This is a genomic window from Streptomyces sp. NPDC111507 (assembly GCF_055638955.1).
In genome coordinates, this window is the sequence record NZ_JBVKBU010000002.1 from 652,208 (window position 1) to 667,963 (window position 15,756).

Genomic DNA, 15,756 nt, shown 5'->3' on the forward strand with positions numbered 1-15,756 from the left:
GGACGTGGACGTCGACGTTCTGATCGTGGGGGCGGGCCCCGCCGGTCTCGCCCTCGGCGTCGACCTCGCCCGGCGCGGGGTGGACGCGCTCGTCGTGGAGCGGACCGACGGCCTGTTCCCCGGGTCGCGCGGCAAGGGCGTCCAGCCGCGCACGATGGAGGTCTTCGAGGACCTCGGCGTACTCGACGCGATCCGCGCGGCCGGCGGCCCCTACCCGGTCGGGTTGATCTGGCAGGGCGGGAAGCCGCAGGGCGAGCACCGGATGTTCGACGCGGCCGAGGCGAGCGACGGTTCGCCGTACGCCGAGCCGTGGATGGTGCCGCAGTGGCGTACGCAGGAGATCCTCTTCGCGCGCCTCGTCGAACTGGGCGCAGGCGTCGCCTTCGGGCGCGAACTGCTGACGGTCGACCAGGGCCCGGACGGGGTGACGGCCCACTTCGCCGACGGCGGCCCCGTCCGCGCGCGGTACCTCGTCGGCGCCGACGGCGGCCGCTCGACCGTGCGGCGCGGGCTCGGGATCGCCATGTCCGGCGAGACGGTCGACCCGCATCCGGCGCTGGTGGCCGACGTCCGTGTCACGGGCCTGGACCGTGACCACTGGCACGTGTTCCCGCCCCGGGACGACGACGACGGCTTCCTGGCGATCTGCCCGCTCGCCGGCACCGAGGACTTCCAGCTCACCGCCCGGTTCCCGGAGGGGACCGAACCCGATCTGTCCCTGGAGGGCGTACGCAAGGTCGTCGCCGCCCGCTCACACGTCGCCCCCGAGGCCGTGACCGAGGTGCGCTGGGCCTCGGACTTCCGCCCGCGGGCGGCGCTGGCGGACCGCTTCCGCGCGGGGCGGGTCTTCCTTGCCGGGGACGCGGCACACATCCACTCCCCGGCCGGCGGCCAGGGCCTCAACACCAGCGTCCAGGACGCCTACAACCTGGGCTGGAAGCTGGGCGCGGTGCTGGGCGACGGCGCTCCCGAGGCACTCCTCGGCTCCTACGAGGAGGAACGGCGGCCCGTCGCCGCGCACATGCTCGGCCTGTCCACGGCCGTCCACCGCGGCGAGGCCCGGCGCAGCACGGAGACGACGGGTCAACTCGGCCTGGGCTACCGGGACTCGTCACTCTCGACGGACCTGCGCGAGGGCCTCCCGAAGAACGCCCTGAGGGCCGGCGACCGCGCCCCGGACGGCCCTCTCCCCGACGGCACCCGGCTCTTCGACGCCTTCCGCGGCCCCCAGTGGACCCTGCTCGCGGCCGGCCCGGAAACCCAGGCGCCCGCGCTCCCCGTCCACACGGTCGGCATCCCCGCGCACGAGTCGTACGGCACCGGCCTCTTCCTGATCCGCCCCGACGGTTACGTGGGGTGGACGGGCGACACGGCTTCGGGGCTGCGAGAGTACGCGACGCGCCTGGGTGTCCTCGGCCGGGTTCCGTCCTAGGCGGTTCGGCCGCGCCCTGAAGGGGCGCGGGGAACTGCGCGACCGACCACGACGGCGCCGCAGACGATCGTCGGCACGTCCCGGTACGTCCAGCGGAGCGCTCAGGCGCTGGCCAGGGTGAGCTTCACGGCGAACCCCAGGAACAGGGCGCCCGCCGCGGTCGTGGCCCCCGCCGAGAGTCGCTTGCGTCGCCGGAAGGCCGCCGCCAGCTTCGTCCCGCTGAAGATCAGCGCGGTGAGGTACAGGAAGCTGGCGAGCTGGGCGAAGGCGCCGAGGACGACGAAGGACAGGGCCGGGTAGGCGTAGCCCGGGTCCACGAACTGGACGAAGAAGGCGACGAAGAACAGGATCGCCTTCGGGTTGAACAGGCTGATCACCAGCGCCCGCCGGTAGGGGCGCTCCTCGGCAGCCGGCGCCGGAGCGGCCTCGCTCTCCTCGGCCCGCTCGTGCCGGGTGCGCCACATGCCCCACGCGGCGCGCAGCATCCCGACCGCCAGCCATGTCAGATATCCGGCCCCGGCGTACTTCACGATCCCGAACAGCACGGCGTTGGCCTGCAGCAGCGAGGCGACTCCGGCCGCGGACAGCGTCATCAGCACGGTGTCCCCGCACCAGACACCCGCGGCGGCCGTGTATCCCGTGCGTACGCCCTTGCGGGCGGCGACGGACAGCACATACAGCGAGTTGGGGCCGGGGAGCAGGACGATCAGGACGAGTCCCGCGAGATAGGTCGGGAGGTCGATAACACCAAGCATGAGGTGGAGTGTCGCACGGGAGTACGACACCGCACCTTCGGGTGTCGTCGGCGTCAGTCGTCGCCGTCGAGGAGGGTGTCGACGGAGAGGTCGAGGGCGACACCGACGGAATCAGGGACGGGCACGCTCTGGCCGCGCTCGAAGCGGAGAGGATCGGAGTATTTGCCGTCGACCGGGTGCCGGTAGAGGAGGACCTCGTCGTGTTTACGGTCGGCTACAAGGTAGACGGGAACGTTTGCCCGGGCATAGATGTCGACCTTGGTTGCCGTGTCGTTGGTCCAGTTGGAAGAGGTCACCTCCACAACCAGACGGAAGACGTGTGGCGCGTAGCAGTTCTTCTCGACCAGTGCGTCTTTGTAATCGGCGTCGACAACAGAGAAGTCCGGCACGGCGTAATCGTCCGGTCCGGTCGGTAGCCACAAACCGATGCCCTGCACGTACCTGAGCCCCGCCCGCCTGGCTCCGATCCTCGAGAACTCCACAATGAGCCAGGTCAGCGTCTCTTGATGCGGACCGTCCGGCGGCGGTGTCACAACAATGCTCCCGTTGAGGATCTCCACCCGGTGCCCGGGCAGTTCCTCCCAGAGCCGGTCGGCAGCATCGGTGAGCGACGACTCATGCAGCATCACAGCCACGGCACCCTCCTTTCGGGAACACTCTCCCTGAGAGTAACCGGGGACGTGCGGTTTCCGCCCCTGGTCACCCATTCGGAGGAACCGCCCAGCTCAGAACGCATCCGACGGCACATACGTCCCCCAAACCCCCCGCAACGCGTTGCACACCTCGCCCACCGTCGCGCGGGCACGCAGGGCGTCCTTCATGGGGTAGAGGACGTTGTCCGTGCCCTCGGCCGCCTTCCTGAGGTCGGCGAGGGCCGCGTCCACCGCCGACCGGTCGCGCTCGGCGCGGAGCTTGGTGAGGCGTTCGGCCTGCTGCACCTCGATGGCCGGGTCGACGCGGAGAGGCTCGTACGGCTCCTCCTCGTCGAGCTGGAAGCGGTTGACGCCGACCACGACCCGCTCACCGGAGTCGGTCTCCTGCGCGATCCGGTAGGCGCTGCGCTCGATCTCGCCCTTCTGGAAACCGTGCTCGATCGCGGCCACCGCGCCGCCCAGCTCCTCGACCCTCGCCATCAGTTCGACCGTGGCCGCCTCGACGTCGTCGGTCATCTTCTCGATGACGTAACTTCCGGCGAAGGGGTCGACCGTCGCCGTCACGTCCGTCTCGTACGCCAGGACCTGCTGCGTCCGCAGCGCCAGGCGCGCGCTCTTGTCCGTCGGGAGCGCGATCGCCTCGTCGAAGGAGTTGGTGTGCAGCGACTGCGTGCCGCCGAGGACCGCGCCCAGGCCCTGGACCGCGACGCGCACCAGGTTCACCTCCGGCTGCTGGGCGGTCAGCTGGACCCCGGCGGTCTGGGTGTGGAAGCGCAGCATCAGCGACTTCGGGTTCTGCGCGCCGAACTCCTCCCGCATCACCCGCGCCCAGATGCGCCTGGCCGCACGGAACTTCGCGACCTCCTCCAGGATCGTCGTACGAGCGACGAAGAAGAAGGACAGGCGGGGGGCGAAGTCGTCGACGTCCATGCCGGCGGCCACGGCCGTGCGGACGTACTCGATGCCGTCGGCGAGGGTGAACGCGATCTCCTGCGCGGGCGAGGCACCGGCCTCGGCCATGTGGTAGCCGGAGATCGAGATCGTGTTCCACTTCGGGATCTCGGCCTTGCAGTACTTGAAGATGTCCGCGATCAGCCGCAGGGAGGGCTTGGGCGGGAAGATGTACGTGCCGCGCGCGATGTACTCCTTGAGCACGTCGTTCTGGATCGTGCCCGTCAGCTGATCGGCCGGGACGCCCTGCTCCTCCCCCACCAGCTGGTACATGAGCAGGAGCAGCGCCGCGGGGGCGTTGATCGTCATCGACGTGGACACCTTGTCCAGCGGGATGCCGCCGAACAGGATCCGCATGTCCTCCACCGAGTCGATGGCCACCCCGACCTTGCCGACCTCGCCGTGCGCGATCGGCGCGTCCGAGTCGTGGCCCATCTGGGTGGGCAGGTCGAAGGCGACCGACAGGCCCATCGTGCCGTTCGCGATCAGCTGCTTGTAGCGCGCGTTCGACTCCACGGCCGTGCCGAAGCCCGCGTACTGGCGCATCGTCCACGGGCGGCCCGTGTACATCGACGGGTAGACACCGCGGGTGAAGGGGTACGCGCCCGGCTCGCCCAGCTTCCCGGCCGGGTCCCAGCCCTCCAGCACCTCGGGTCCGTAGAGCGGTTCGATGGGCAGTCTGGACTCCGACTCGCGCGCCATTGCTGTGCCTCCCACTGAAGTTACTTACCGGTAGGTCCGACCTTCGCCACGGACTGTAGCGGCGGCCGTGCGCGGGATGGAGAGGACCGCGCTGGGACCTTGCTCACAGGCTTCATCGCTCTCAGGATTCTTTGCTCACACGCTTCATTCCCCAGGATGGCGCGTCGTTCGCAACCGGGCGCGCGTGGGGAGCATCTCAGGGGACAAGACGACGCACCGGGGGTTGGAATGCGTACGACTGGTATGGGGAGATCGCTGGCCGCCCTCGTGGCGCTCGTCGCGGTGAGCGGCTGTACGGCCCAGGCCGTGGACGCGCACGGGAGCACGCAGGGAAGGACGCCGGGCAGCACGCGGGGCAACACGCCGCCGTCCGCCTCGAAGCCGGACCGTTCGGCCACGCCCGGGGACGACAAGCCGGGCGGCACGACACCGTCCGCCGCCCCCAAGGTCCTCTGGTCCCGCGGCGACAAGGGGAACGACGTCCGTGAGCTCCAGGCCCGGCTGCACCAGCTCGCCTGGCTCATCCCGGCGCCGACGGGGACGTACGACACCCCGACGGTCACCGCGGTGAAGGGGTTCCAGGGCAAGCGCGGGCTGCCGCGGACCGGCCAACTGGACGCCGTCACCTGGGAGCGGCTGCGCGGGATGACGCACAAGCCGGCCGCGTGGGAGTTGTACCCCTACGGCGGGCAGCCCGCCGCGCGGCCCGACCCGCGCTGTATGACGGGCCGGGTGCTGTGCGTCAGCAAGACGAGTCGCACCCTGCGCTGGATGATCGACGGGAAGACGGTCTCGGAGATGGACGTGCGGTTCGGCTCGCAGTACACGCCGACCCGGGAAGGGGTCTTCAGCGTGTCCTTCAAATCGCGCTACCACGTGTCGACGATCTACCACACGTCCATGCCGTACGCGATGTTCTTCAGCGGCGGCCAGGCGGTCCACTACTCCCCCGACTTCGCGGCCCGCGGCTACTACGGCGCCTCGCACGGCTGCGTCAACGTACGGGACGAGGGGAAGATCGCGGCGCTGTTCGCGCAGGTCCGGACCGGGGACAAGGTCGTCGTCTACTGGTGACGGCCGGCCCGGAGGGGGCCCAAGGAGTGATGGGGCGCGGGCGGGACCGGGGGAACGTGTCCCGCCCGCGCCGATGTGCACCAGGCCTGGGTACGGGGGGAACCCCGGCTCGGTGCGACGGCCGATGACCAGTCGGCTCACCCAGTACTGCGTCGGCGCGGCCGAAAACGTCACACCCGGGCGGAAGAAAATTCCGAGGGAGCGAGAAACCGCAGGTCAGAGGGAACATTGCAGGGTGCCCGGAGTCCGGGTGGCTGAGAACATACCGGGCCGGATGGCGGAAAGCTCGCCCAGAGGGCCGACAGCGGCGACTGCCCAGAGGGTCGGCCTCAGCGACGACTGCCCAGAGGGCCGACCGCAGCAGTGACTGCTCAGAGGGCCGACCGCAGCGGCGCGACGACCGAGCTCGGCGACGGGGCGAGGATCCCGTTGTGGCCGTGGTGGCCCCCCGAGCCGCCCGAGCCCGTGTGGCCGTCGCCGTCACCGCCGTTGTCCCCGCCACCGGAGCCGTTGCCCGAGCCGTCGCCGGTACCGCCCCCGGCGCCCTGGTCGGAGCCGGAGTCCGAGCCCAGGTCGCCCTGCCCGCCCCGGTCGTCGCCCCCGCTGGCGCCCGTCCGTGCCAGGACACCCTTGCAGTACTTCGTCACGCGCCGGCCGCCGCCCGCGGCGTCCACCAGGACACGTCTGCGGCCGGACTCCAGGGTCTTGCCGTCCAGCACGTCGCGGCAGTACGAACGGGTCTTGGCCCACCACTCGCGGGCGCGGGCCGACCGCCCCGCGTCGGAGGAGTCGGGCTGTCCACTCGGCGCGCCGGGCCCCTGGGCCTCGTCGTCGCCGGAGCCGGCAGCGGCGGGCGCGCTCGTGGTGGCGCCCGGGACCGGCGCCTGGGAACCGTCGGCCTTCGACGCTCCCGGCGACGGCGAGAGGGACGGCTGCCGTGGTGTCTGTGCCGCGGAAATCGTCGCGGCCGGGTGCGGCGAGTCGTCACGGAACGGAGTCGGCAGCACTCCGGTTCCGGCCGCGACGGCGACCCCGCCGATCATCCCCGCGGCCAGCGCGGCGACGATCCCGAGGCGCACCGGACGGCCCCAACGGGGCCCCCGCGGGGCAGGAGCCGGACGGCCCAGCCGGACGAGACCCGCGTCGGCGGAGTGGGCCGCGGCCCCCGGACGCACCCGTCCGCCGCGCTGGGCGACCTCGCCGCTCCGGCCCGCTCGCGCCTGCTGGAACGCGGCCAACGCGACAGCCTCGCCGGGGAGTTCGGCACTGGTCGGCGCGGGTTCGGGGGCCAGCGCACCGAGCACGTCGGCGAGCCGCTTGGCCCGGCCCTGGGTGTCGGCGTCGACGGCTTCCAGCGGCTCACCACGCAGCAGACGCTCCGCGGCGTCACGGTCCAGCCACTTGTCCTGCTCGTCGGCCATCACATGTCCTTCTGCGTCCGCGAACGCGTATGCGTCACACCCGCGGACGTCACCGCGCGTGTGCGCGACTCTCTTCGTGACTCTCTTTGTGGGGGGACGGCGCCGAGGCCGCCTGCGGATTCCGGATCCGCGCCGAGCAGTTCCGCGAGCCGCTTGAGACCGCGGTGCGCCGCGGTGCGGACGGCTCCGGGGCGCTTGCCGAGGGTCTCGGCCGCGGTCTTGGCGTCGAGGCCGACGACCACGCGCAGCACGACGGCCTCCGCCTGGTCCTGGGGGAGTTGGGCGATCAGCGAGAGGGTGCTGTCGGTGGCCAGCGCCTCGATCGCCTCGCCCGCGGTGTCGGAATCCCCGGCCTTCGCGGTCAGTTCCGTCTCGTCACCGCCGATCGCGGGGCGGCGCCCGCGCATGCGTATGTGGTCGAGGGCGCGGTTGCGGGCGATCCGCGCGGCCCAGCCACGGAAGCGGTCCGCGTCACCGCTGAACCTCTCCAGGTCACGGGCGATCTGCAGCCAGGCCTCGGACGTGACGTCCTCCGCGTCCGGGTCACCGACCAGCGTTCGTACGTATCCGAGCAGCCGTGGGTGCACCGAGCGGTACACAGTCCGGAACGCGGTCTCGTCCCCGTCCTGTGCCGCAAGCACCGCGGCGGTCAGCTCCGCGTCGTCCCCCAGCACCGCGCGCACGCCTCTCTGCGCCTCAACCGGCGCCGCTCTCGCGGACCGGGTTTCTCGCCGTCGTGGTTTCGCAATTGATGGTTGCGGTCTCAGGTCCCTCGTGGTTGCGGTTGCCCGTCGCCCCGCACCGGCGCGAATGGCACGTTACGGCCTGAAACCGCTCCCCGTCCATGTTCGTACAGGATGCAACTAACTGGTGACACAGCGAGGTGTGACAGAAAACGCAGCCGCGGCGCTGTAGAGAGTACGGGTCGCCGCGCGGCCCGTGCCGCGCGACGGTCGGGGCCTCTCCTGTGGGGGGTGGCGGCCCCGGCCGTTGCCATCGGCCTCTTAACTCTCCTTGAGAGCGCGCCCCGGTCGGCGCTGCTCGCGCGGTCGCCAGTCGTCGCGCCGCCGGGTCCGCGTACCGTGCGCCCCGCCCTCGCGAGCGTCCCGGTACGCGGCGACGGCCCGCCCCTCCTGTCCTCGGCCGACCGCTTCCAGACGCTCGTTTCCGCATCCTTGGCGTCCAGAGGCCGTTGGGCGTCACACCCCGGGGTCCCCGTCGGCGCCGAACTGCTGCGCCAGGCGCTTGAGGCCACGGTGGGCGGCGGTGCGGACCGCGCCCGGGCGCTTGCCGAGGACACGGGCGGCGGCGGGACCGTCGAGGCCGACCACCACCCGCAGCAGTACGGCCTCGGCCTGGTCGCGGGGCAGCCGTGCGACCAGTTCCAGGGCGCGCTCCGTGGAGAGGCTCTCCAGCGCCTGGTCGTGAGTGCTGCGGGTGTCGGGCAGTTCCAGTACGTCGTTCTCGAGCCCGGTCGCCCGGGGCCGTACCTTCTGCCTCCGCAGATGGTCGAGCGCGCGGTGCCGTGCGATGGTCGCGGTCCAGCCGCGGAACCCCGCCCCGTCCCCCTTGAACCGCCCGAGGTCCCGCGCGATTTCCAGCCAGGCGTCGGACGCCACGTCCTCCGCGTCGTCCCCGACGATCCCGCGCACGTATCCGAGCAGTCCGGGCTGCACGATCCGGTACGCCAGCGCGAAGGCCGCCTCGTCCCCCTGCTGCGCCCGCGTCACGGCCGCACCGAGCTCACCGTCGTACGCCTGTACGCGGCGGGGTACCCCTCCCTGGCCCAACGCTGTCCTCGTTCGCCCCGAGTCGGTCAGAATGCGCACCGTGCGACACGGTCGGCCGTGTCGACGCCCACGTGGTCATCTGCGTCGGGCCCCACAGAAATGTCACAGCCCGTCAGGCGCCCCGGGCGTCCCTCGGAACATGTCCTGGCTCAGGCGTCCGTCTCCACCGGTTCGGGCAGCGGAGCCGGCCGTGCCTGCGGGGCCGGCATCCGGTCCGCGTTCACCACGATCCCGGCGATCAGCGCGGCCAGCAACAGCGCTCCCATCGCCCACCAGGTGGCCACGTTGAAGCCGTGCACGGCGGCCCGGGAGGCGAGCGCGCGACGGTCGACGCCGGGGGCCGCGTGCGCGTTCGCGTACCGGGTCGTCACGCTCGCGGCGATGGTGTTGAGCAGCGCCGTGCCGATCGAACCGCCGACCTGCTGGGCGGTGTTGAAGGTGGCGGAGGCCGCGCCCGCGTCCCGGGGCGCGACGCTCACCGTGGCGAGCGAGATGGAGGTCATCATCGCCGTGCCCATGCCGAGGCCGAGCATCAGCATGCCGGGCAGGATGTGCGAGGCGTACGCGGGTGCCACCCCGACCTGCGCGATGATCGCCAGCGCGCCCGCGGCCAGCAGCAGCCCGGGGACGATGAGGGCGCGCGGCGGGACCCGGTTCAGGAGGCGGGCCGCGACCTGCGTGGAGCCGGTGATCATGCCGACGGTGATGGGGAGATAGGCGAGTCCGGTCTTCATCGGCGAGTACCCGAGCACGCGCTGCATGTAGTAGGTGAGGAAGAGGAAGACCCCGAACATCCCGATGGTGACGAAGAGGATGGTGAGGAACGCCCCGACCCGCTGCCGGTCCCTGACCACCGACATCGGCAGCAGAGGCACCCGGGCGCGGGTCTGCCAGAGACCGAACACGCCGAGCAGCACGACCCCGGCGGCCAGCAGTCCGAGAACCAGTCCGTCGCCCCAGCTCCTCGACTCCGCCTCCGAGAAGCCGTAGACCAGGGAGAGCATTCCGGCGGAGCCGAGCACCGCGCCCGGTACGTCAAGGCGCGCGTCCTCGTAGCGGCCGCCGCCGCTGAGTACCGCCAGGGCGCCGACGAACGCGACCAGGGCGATGGGGACGTTGACGTACAGGCACCAGCGCCAGTCCAGGTACTGGGTGAGGAAGCCGCCCGCGAGCAGCCCGAACGCCGCGCCCGCGCCGACGATCGCGCCGAACACGCCGAAGGCCTTGCCGCGTTCCGCGGGGTCGGTGAACGTCGTCGTGAGCAGCGACAGGGCGGCGGGAGCGAGCAGCGCGGCGAACACGCCCTGGAGGGCGCGCGCCCCGAACAGCATCCCGGAGTTCGCGGCCGCGCCGCCCAGCGCGGACGCGGCGGCGAAGCCCAACAGGCCGATCATGAAGGTGAGTCGGCGACCCGCGAGGTCGGCGATCCGGCCACCGAGCAGCAGCAGTCCGCCGAAGGCGAGGGTGTACGCGGTGATGACCCACTGCCGGTTGCCGTCCGACATGTGCAGGTCGCTCTGGGCGGAGGGCAGGGCGATGTTCACGATGGTCATGTCGAGGACGACCATCAACTGGGCAAGCGCGATGACGACGAGCGCCCACCAACGGCGGTTCTCGGCCACGAGGCCTCCCGGGTCCGGCGGTTGTCCTCATGTTCACTCCGGAGACCGCCGTTTGGGAACGGTCGCGTACCTTAAGAACCGGCAATCTCGCCGCCGTTCGGCGCGCTTCCCGCTATCCCACGGCCTCGCGGCACAGCAGCCGCAGCGAGCCGTCGCCCGCGTAGCAGCGACGGGCCTCGTCGATGGGGTCCCAGAGGCGCCCGTCGGGGGTGCGCAGCCAGTGCTCGCCGCCCGTCTCCCACCACTCGGCGCCGGCGTGCCGGACGACGACCTCACCGGCGTACGCGCCGAAGCCGCGCAGCACGGTGTGGACGGCGGCGTACGGCGCCCCCTCCCGGCGTATCTCCTCGATCAGCCGGTCGACGCGCCACAGGCTCTGCGCCGAGTAGTCGAGGCGCAGCCGTGCGCCCTCGCGCATCGTCGCGACGGTGTCCGCGGCCCAGCGCACGGGCTTGGTCGCGGCGGAGGGCCTGGTCGCCCGGATCGGCTTCGCACTCGTTGCGTTCACACTCGTTGCGTTCACACTCGGAAGAGCGTCTTCCGGACGGGATTCGTCACGCGTCCCGGGCGCCTTCGCGACACCGGCCCAGGACCCTCATCTCCGGCCCCAGGACGGTCACAGGAACCCCTCAGGGAAACAGGTTTACGACCGTCCGCGCGCCCGGCGCGACACCACCGCGCGCAGGACGCGCCGTCCCTCCGTCGACACCTCCAGGGCGGGGCGCAGGCCGCCCGCGCCGCGGCCCGCGAGCAGTTCCAGGACGGCGACCTGGCGGCGCAGTTCGGCCGCTACGAGGGGGCCGTCGCCGTCGGCGGCGACATCGAGGAGCCGGTGGATCTGCAAGGCCGCCGCCGAACAGGCGTCGGCCCAGACGCGCAGGGCGGACGCGCAGGGGTCGTCGGGGGCGGTGGCGAGCATGCGGCGGGCGAGTGCGGCGGCGCGGGACTCGTCACTCACCGCGGCCTCGGTCTTGGCCTCGGTCTCGCTCTCGACGGAGGCGGAGGCATCGGCGGAGTCCAGTTCCGCCCGGGCCTTGGCGAGCCGTTCGCCCCAGGCGTCGCCGTCCGCGCCGCCGTCCGCGAGGCTCGACCAGAGCGGCCTCAGGACCTCGTCGTCGCCGCCCAGCAGCGGCACGCACCGATCCAAACAAGCCAGCCCGCTCGCCGCCAGACCACGCTCGTCGGCCTGAGCGATCAGGTCCACCAGGCTCATCACGCCTCCCTCGACAGGGCGCTCCCGCTTACGGAGCCCGCACTTTCCCTTACTGCGTGCTCCGGAGCGGGAGTGTCACAGGGGCACCACTCCGAGCCGGTCGAGGAACCGGAAGAGCAGGTTTTCGGCCAAGGGGTCGGCGTCCGCGTTCAGCACGGCGAGCAGGGGCTCGGCGACCACCGTGTGCCCGGCCTCCGCGGCCCAGGCGAGGGCCCGTGCGGCGGCGTCGGAGGGCTCCAGGAAGTAGTCGTCGACGGTGAGCCCCTCCTCGCTCTGCCCGAGGTACGCCGCCATCGCCGTGCGCGCCAGACAGGTCGTCCACGCGCCGCTCCCGGGACCGGCCGCCTCGACGACCACACAGTCGCTGTTCATGACGTACCCGAAGAGCGCGGGCGCGCCGGTCTCCTGGGCGAGCGTGTTCATGCTCCCGACGTCGCCGTCACCGCTCGGGTACTCCCAGACCTGCCAGCCGTCGGGCGCCGTGGTCCGCAGCACCATCCCGTGCGCCGCGCCCAGTGCGTCCAGCTCCGCGAGCGGCCGCTCGCTTCTGCCCACGACGTAGTAGCCCCAGTAGCCCATGCCGGTTTCCCCCCGGTGGTGTTTCGGTTCGGCCGCGCCGAATACACCACAGGGGCAAGTGACTTGGCCAGGGAATCGGCCGAACCGGCGCGCCGCCTGCCCCTAACGGCCCAACGACGACCGTCAGCGGTGGTCCCTGACGGGCGCCGGGACCGGCTCTCCGGGCGCGACCGGGCCGCGCAGGGCCTTCTCGTTCTGCATCCGGGTCAGGCGCAGGACGACGAGGACGGCGAGGACGGCGGCCACGATGTCGGTGACGTCCGAGAAGATCCGCTGGCTCGCGGCCTGCTGGAGTTCCCGCGCGGTGTGGGCCGTGCGGTGCGCGGTGGACGCGGTCCGGTCGGCGGCCAGCGAGATGATCCACATCGCCCACCAGACGTTGACGAGCCCATGTGAGGTGCGGGTGCCGGCGGGACGGCTCGCGTCCCAGGTGTTCAGCATGATCCGGCGCGGGAACCAGAGGTTCACCACCGGCACGAACCAGCCCCAGCCCGTCCAGGCGCGCCCCATCTCGTGCCCGAACGGGTCGAACACCTCGGCGTTGATCCGCACCCGGTGGAACCAGACGAGGTAGACGGCGATGGTGGCGACCAGGGCGACCAGCTGCGCGACCCCGGCCGCGGCGACGAGCGAGTCCGCGTGGTCCGCGTCCCGCTGCACGGTGTCACCGATCCCGCCGTCCGCGATGGCGCCCATGACGTCGTACATCTTGACGCTTGCCCAGATCGCGAAGAGATCGACGGCGACGACCACGCCGAGCAGCACCGCGACCGCGCGCCCGAGGCCCACCGGCGAGGCCAGCCAGGCGTTCCCGTGCGGCGGAGGCAGCGTGCCCACCGGCACGGGTGCGGGGGCGGGTGTCTCGGCGCACACGGAACACAGCCCGCCGGGCGTCGACGCGGCGAACTGCTGGCAACGCTGACAGATCAAGGGGACCCCCCGGTTCACCTGCACAAGAAACCGGGCGCGCCCCCTCCCCAGGGGCACGCCCGGCACACGAATCACGGGAAAGATACGCCTCAGCCCAGCCGGTTCGCCAGGCTCTTGAAGTCCGTCCAGGACAGCGCGGGCCGGCCCGGGTCCCACAGCTTCTGGATCGTGGCGCGCAGCGGCATCCTGATCCCCGCCGCCACCTGGTCCTGGGTCTGGGAGTTCGCGCGGTCGGACCAGACGGCGAAGCTCCCGCCGAGGATCTGGCCGTCGTACTTCGCGGGAACCGGTGTGGTGCCGCGGACGACGAGCGGGGTCCACTGCTCGTAGATGCGCTGTCCGGTCGGGTAGACGAAGGTCTGCGGCTCACCGAGGACGTAGTAGAGGTACTCGTCGTTGTAGTTGATGAGCTTGCGGCCCGCGCTCAGGTACTCGACGGGCGGGCGCGCGCCGAGCTCCTTGCCCGTCCAGTACGCGACCTCCAGGTCCTTGTCCGCCTGGACCGTGCCGCCAGGGAAGAACCCGTCGTTCCACGCCCGTGCGGTCCGGCCGTGGCCGCGCACCACCTGGGCGCGGGCGTTGAGCCAGCCGGTGGTGAGGTCCGCGACGGTGGCGCCGGGGCCGTAGGCCTGCTTGGCGGCGGCGGCCAGCTGAGGGTAGGAGGTCGACGGGCTGGCCACGGTGAGGGCCTGGTACTCGTCGCCGCCGAGGTGCCAGTACGGGCCGGGGAAGAGACCGGTGTACTCGTTCAGCAGATCGTCGACGATGGAGGCCGCGGCGGGCTTGGAGATGTCGACGGTGCCGCGCGGGGCGGTCCCCGACACGCTGCGCAGCTGGAGGTCGAGGTGGGCGGCGATCACCGCGCCGAGGTGGCCCGGCGAGTCGATCTCGGGGACGACATGGATGTGGCGGCTCTCCGCGAGGGCGACGATGTCGCGGACGTCCGTCTTGCTGAGGTGGTCCTTGGACACGATCTCCGGGTGGGTGTCCGACTGGATGCGGAAGCCCTGGTCGTCGGAGAAGTGCAGCCCCAGCTCGTTGTACTTCAGATCGCCCAGTTCCCGGATCCGGTCCTCTATCCAGGCCGCGGAGTAGGGCTTGCGCGCGATGTCGAGCATGAACCCGCGGCGCGGCTTGGCGGGCTGGTCGCGCACGACGCCCTCGGGCGCCGTACCGCCGCCGTGCACCTCCTGCTTGAGGGTGCGGGTGCCGTAGAAGACACCCGCCTCGCCGGGCGCGGAGATGGTGACCCGGCGGTTCTTGACGGTCAGGGTGTACGACTCCGGGTCGGCGCCGCCGGTGTTCAGGCCGAGTTCGACGTCACCGTCCTTGGCCGCCGTCTGTCCGGCGTACGACATTTTGAGCTCGTCGGCGAGCAGCTTTCCCTCGTCGGCGAGACCGGCGTCGTCGACGACCACGCGGGCGCCCGCCGCGGGACGCCAGCCGGGGCCGCGCGCCGGGGTGTGCTCGCGTACGGCGGGGATGGTGCGCGGGGTCTGGGAGAGGGGGTAGGTCCGGGTCGGTGTGGGAGACGGTGGGGGCGCGGCCCCGGTCCGGTTCGCGGACCCGACCGCCGTCCGGCTCGGATCGACGCTCGCCCCGGTCGGCGCGCCGGCATCACCGGACGGCCACAGGGACACGGTCGCCACCACGGCACCCGTCACCACCGCCACGCCGACCGCTATGAGTACCGGCCGCTTCCCGTCCTGCACCGGCGCCCGTCGTCGCCTGCCCGTGCTCACCGCACCACGCCCTTCGCTTCGGTAACCGAGGCCTACGCCCTGTCGTACGCATCGAGCGCCTCGTACACCTCACGTCGTACACCCCCGGACGTTCCACGGTCCCCCTCTCCACGTCACCCGTCCACCGCAGGTTCCGAAACTCTCCCGTCCGGGTGAAATTCGGGCATCCATCGGACACCTCCCGTCAATCGTCGATAACGTGGCAGCACAACTCTCACTTCTTCCCCTGCCGCACCACACGTGACGTCCACAGGACGTCATGGCATCCCGTCGACATCCCACCGTCGAGGACCCACGCTGCCTTCGCACCGTCTTCCACGCCTCCCCGGCCAGGTCGCCCTACCCGAGCAGAAGAGCGTGCCGTCGTCCCCGGCGCGCCTGGAGCCGTTCAACTCAGCGCCCGCCGACTCCGTCGTGCGCGCGCTCCTGACCTGCTGCCGCAGCCTGCGCTGGGCCCACCGGCTGGCCGATCACCGGCCCTACCCGGACCTGGACGCCTTCCTCGCCGCGGCCGACGAGGCGGCCTACGACCTCACCCCGGCCGACCTGACCGAGGCCCTCGCGGGCGAGTCCCTCACCCTGCTCCCGGACGGCGCGTACTCCGCCGCCCATACGGCCCTGAGCGCGGCCCACGCGGCCTACGAAAGCCGCTTCGGGCACGTGTTCGTCATCTGTCTGGACGAGTTCTCCCCGGAGGAATCACTGGATCAGGTGCTGGTCGGAATCCGATCACGATTGACAAACGATCCCGAAGAGGAGCGGCTGGTCACGGCGGAGGAGCTGCGCCGTCTGGCCAGGGGCCGCCTGACGCGCCTCCTCGGGGACGAGGGGCCCTGGACGGTCCGGAATAGCCCGAACGTGCCTGATTGATTGCCAGTTTGATCACATAGAT

General features: G+C 71.7%; 15 protein-coding genes. 3 read left to right on the forward strand and 12 right to left on the reverse strand.

Going from position 1 to position 15,756, the window contains the following annotated elements; translation table 11 throughout:
- Positions 1 to 4: 4 nt before the first annotated feature.
- Positions 5 to 1,432 (forward strand): FAD-dependent oxidoreductase, encoded by a 1,428-nt coding sequence (locus ACZ7M2_RS10450; protein ID WP_471595221.1) that lies wholly within the window; start codon positions 5 to 7, stop codon positions 1,430 to 1,432.
- A gap of 101 nt (positions 1,433 to 1,533) precedes the next feature.
- On the opposite strand, the gene leuE is transcribed toward ACZ7M2_RS10450, so the two are convergent.
- From leuE to ACZ7M2_RS10465, 3 genes are all read right to left on the reverse strand, one after another.
- Positions 1,534 to 2,187, reverse strand: coding sequence for a leucine efflux protein LeuE (gene leuE, locus ACZ7M2_RS10455; RefSeq protein WP_471594913.1), 654 nt, complete (start codon positions 2,185 to 2,187; stop codon positions 1,534 to 1,536).
- A 53-nt stretch (positions 2,188 to 2,240) separates the two neighbouring features.
- Positions 2,241 to 2,813 (reverse strand): Uma2 family endonuclease, encoded by a 573-nt coding sequence (locus ACZ7M2_RS10460; protein ID WP_266591374.1) that lies wholly within the window; start codon positions 2,811 to 2,813, stop codon positions 2,241 to 2,243.
- A gap of 99 nt (positions 2,814 to 2,912) precedes the next feature.
- A complete protein-coding gene (locus ACZ7M2_RS10465) occupies positions 2,913 to 4,493 on the reverse strand; it encodes an acyl-CoA mutase large subunit family protein (protein WP_471594914.1) in 1,581 nt (526 codons plus the stop codon).
- A 228-nt stretch (positions 4,494 to 4,721) separates the two neighbouring features.
- On the opposite strand from ACZ7M2_RS10465, the gene ACZ7M2_RS10470 reads away from it, so the two are divergent.
- Positions 4,722 to 5,567 (forward strand): L,D-transpeptidase family protein, encoded by an 846-nt coding sequence (locus tag ACZ7M2_RS10470; protein ID WP_471594915.1) that lies wholly within the window; start codon positions 4,722 to 4,724, stop codon positions 5,565 to 5,567.
- 371 nt (positions 5,568 to 5,938) lie between these two features.
- Here the strand turns inward: ACZ7M2_RS10470 and ACZ7M2_RS10475 are convergent, their stop codons facing one another.
- The 9 genes from ACZ7M2_RS10475 to ACZ7M2_RS10515 form a co-directional block, all read right to left on the reverse strand.
- Positions 5,939 to 6,988 (reverse strand): hypothetical protein, encoded by a 1,050-nt coding sequence (locus ACZ7M2_RS10475; RefSeq protein WP_471594916.1) that lies wholly within the window; start codon positions 6,986 to 6,988, stop codon positions 5,939 to 5,941.
- Positions 6,988 to 7,662: an RNA polymerase sigma factor gene (locus tag ACZ7M2_RS10480; RefSeq protein ID WP_101400261.1), complete on the reverse strand. Its 675-nt coding sequence runs from the start codon at positions 7,660 to 7,662 to the stop codon at positions 6,988 to 6,990. Before ACZ7M2_RS10480 ends, ACZ7M2_RS10475 begins: the two co-directional genes overlap by 1 nt.
- A gap of 525 nt (positions 7,663 to 8,187) precedes the next feature.
- The gene (locus ACZ7M2_RS10485) at positions 8,188 to 8,778 is read right to left on the reverse strand and encodes an RNA polymerase sigma factor (RefSeq protein WP_471594917.1); all 591 of its coding nucleotides are present in this window, start codon (positions 8,776 to 8,778) and stop codon (positions 8,188 to 8,190) included.
- Positions 8,779 to 8,927: 149 nt separating this feature from the next.
- The gene (locus tag ACZ7M2_RS10490; RefSeq protein ID WP_471594918.1) at positions 8,928 to 10,400 is read right to left on the reverse strand and encodes a DHA2 family efflux MFS transporter permease subunit; all 1,473 of its coding nucleotides are present in this window, start codon (positions 10,398 to 10,400) and stop codon (positions 8,928 to 8,930) included.
- Between the two features lie 112 nt (positions 10,401 to 10,512).
- Positions 10,513 to 10,908 carry a hypothetical protein gene (locus tag ACZ7M2_RS10495; RefSeq protein WP_471594919.1) on the reverse strand — a complete coding sequence of 132 codons (396 nt, stop codon included), beginning with the start codon at positions 10,906 to 10,908 and terminating at the stop codon, positions 10,513 to 10,515.
- 135 nt (positions 10,909 to 11,043) lie between these two features.
- A complete protein-coding gene (locus ACZ7M2_RS10500) occupies positions 11,044 to 11,613 on the reverse strand; it encodes a hypothetical protein (RefSeq protein WP_471594920.1) in 570 nt (189 codons plus the stop codon).
- A 75-nt stretch (positions 11,614 to 11,688) separates the two neighbouring features.
- The gene (locus tag ACZ7M2_RS10505) at positions 11,689 to 12,192 is read right to left on the reverse strand and encodes a hypothetical protein (protein ID WP_352049102.1); all 504 of its coding nucleotides are present in this window, start codon (positions 12,190 to 12,192) and stop codon (positions 11,689 to 11,691) included.
- A 123-nt stretch (positions 12,193 to 12,315) separates the two neighbouring features.
- Positions 12,316 to 13,122: a DUF4328 domain-containing protein gene (locus ACZ7M2_RS10510; protein ID WP_471594921.1), complete on the reverse strand. Its 807-nt coding sequence runs from the start codon at positions 13,120 to 13,122 to the stop codon at positions 12,316 to 12,318.
- 89 nt (positions 13,123 to 13,211) lie between these two features.
- Positions 13,212 to 14,864 (reverse strand): beta-N-acetylhexosaminidase, encoded by a 1,653-nt coding sequence (locus ACZ7M2_RS10515; RefSeq protein WP_471594922.1) that lies wholly within the window; start codon positions 14,862 to 14,864, stop codon positions 13,212 to 13,214.
- 357 nt (positions 14,865 to 15,221) lie between these two features.
- Here ACZ7M2_RS10515 and ACZ7M2_RS10520 point away from each other — a divergent pair, with 357 nt between their 5' ends.
- Positions 15,222 to 15,734 (forward strand): 2-oxo-4-hydroxy-4-carboxy-5-ureidoimidazoline decarboxylase, encoded by a 513-nt coding sequence (locus tag ACZ7M2_RS10520; protein ID WP_352049099.1) that lies wholly within the window; start codon positions 15,222 to 15,224, stop codon positions 15,732 to 15,734.
- The last annotated feature ends 22 nt before the right edge of the window (positions 15,735 to 15,756 follow it).

Coding starts and splice junctions, on each gene's coding strand:
- leuE (WP_471594913.1), bottom strand. CDS start 2,187: ATGCTTGGTGTTATCGACCTCCCGACCTATCTCGCGGGACTCGTCCTG.
- ACZ7M2_RS10500 (WP_471594920.1), bottom strand. CDS start 11,613: ATGAGCCTGGTGGACCTGATCGCTCAGGCCGACGAGCGTGGTCTGGCG.
- ACZ7M2_RS10505 (WP_352049102.1), bottom strand. CDS start 12,192: ATGGGCTACTGGGGCTACTACGTCGTGGGCAGAAGCGAGCGGCCGCTC.
- ACZ7M2_RS10460 (WP_266591374.1), bottom strand. CDS start 2,813: ATGCTGCATGAGTCGTCGCTCACCGATGCTGCCGACCGGCTCTGGGAG.
- ACZ7M2_RS10475 (WP_471594916.1), bottom strand. CDS start 6,988: ATGGCCGACGAGCAGGACAAGTGGCTGGACCGTGACGCCGCGGAGCGT.
- ACZ7M2_RS10465 (WP_471594914.1), bottom strand. CDS start 4,493: ATGGCGCGCGAGTCGGAGTCCAGACTGCCCATCGAACCGCTCTACGGA.
- ACZ7M2_RS10470 (WP_471594915.1), top strand. CDS start 4,722: ATGCGTACGACTGGTATGGGGAGATCGCTGGCCGCCCTCGTGGCGCTC.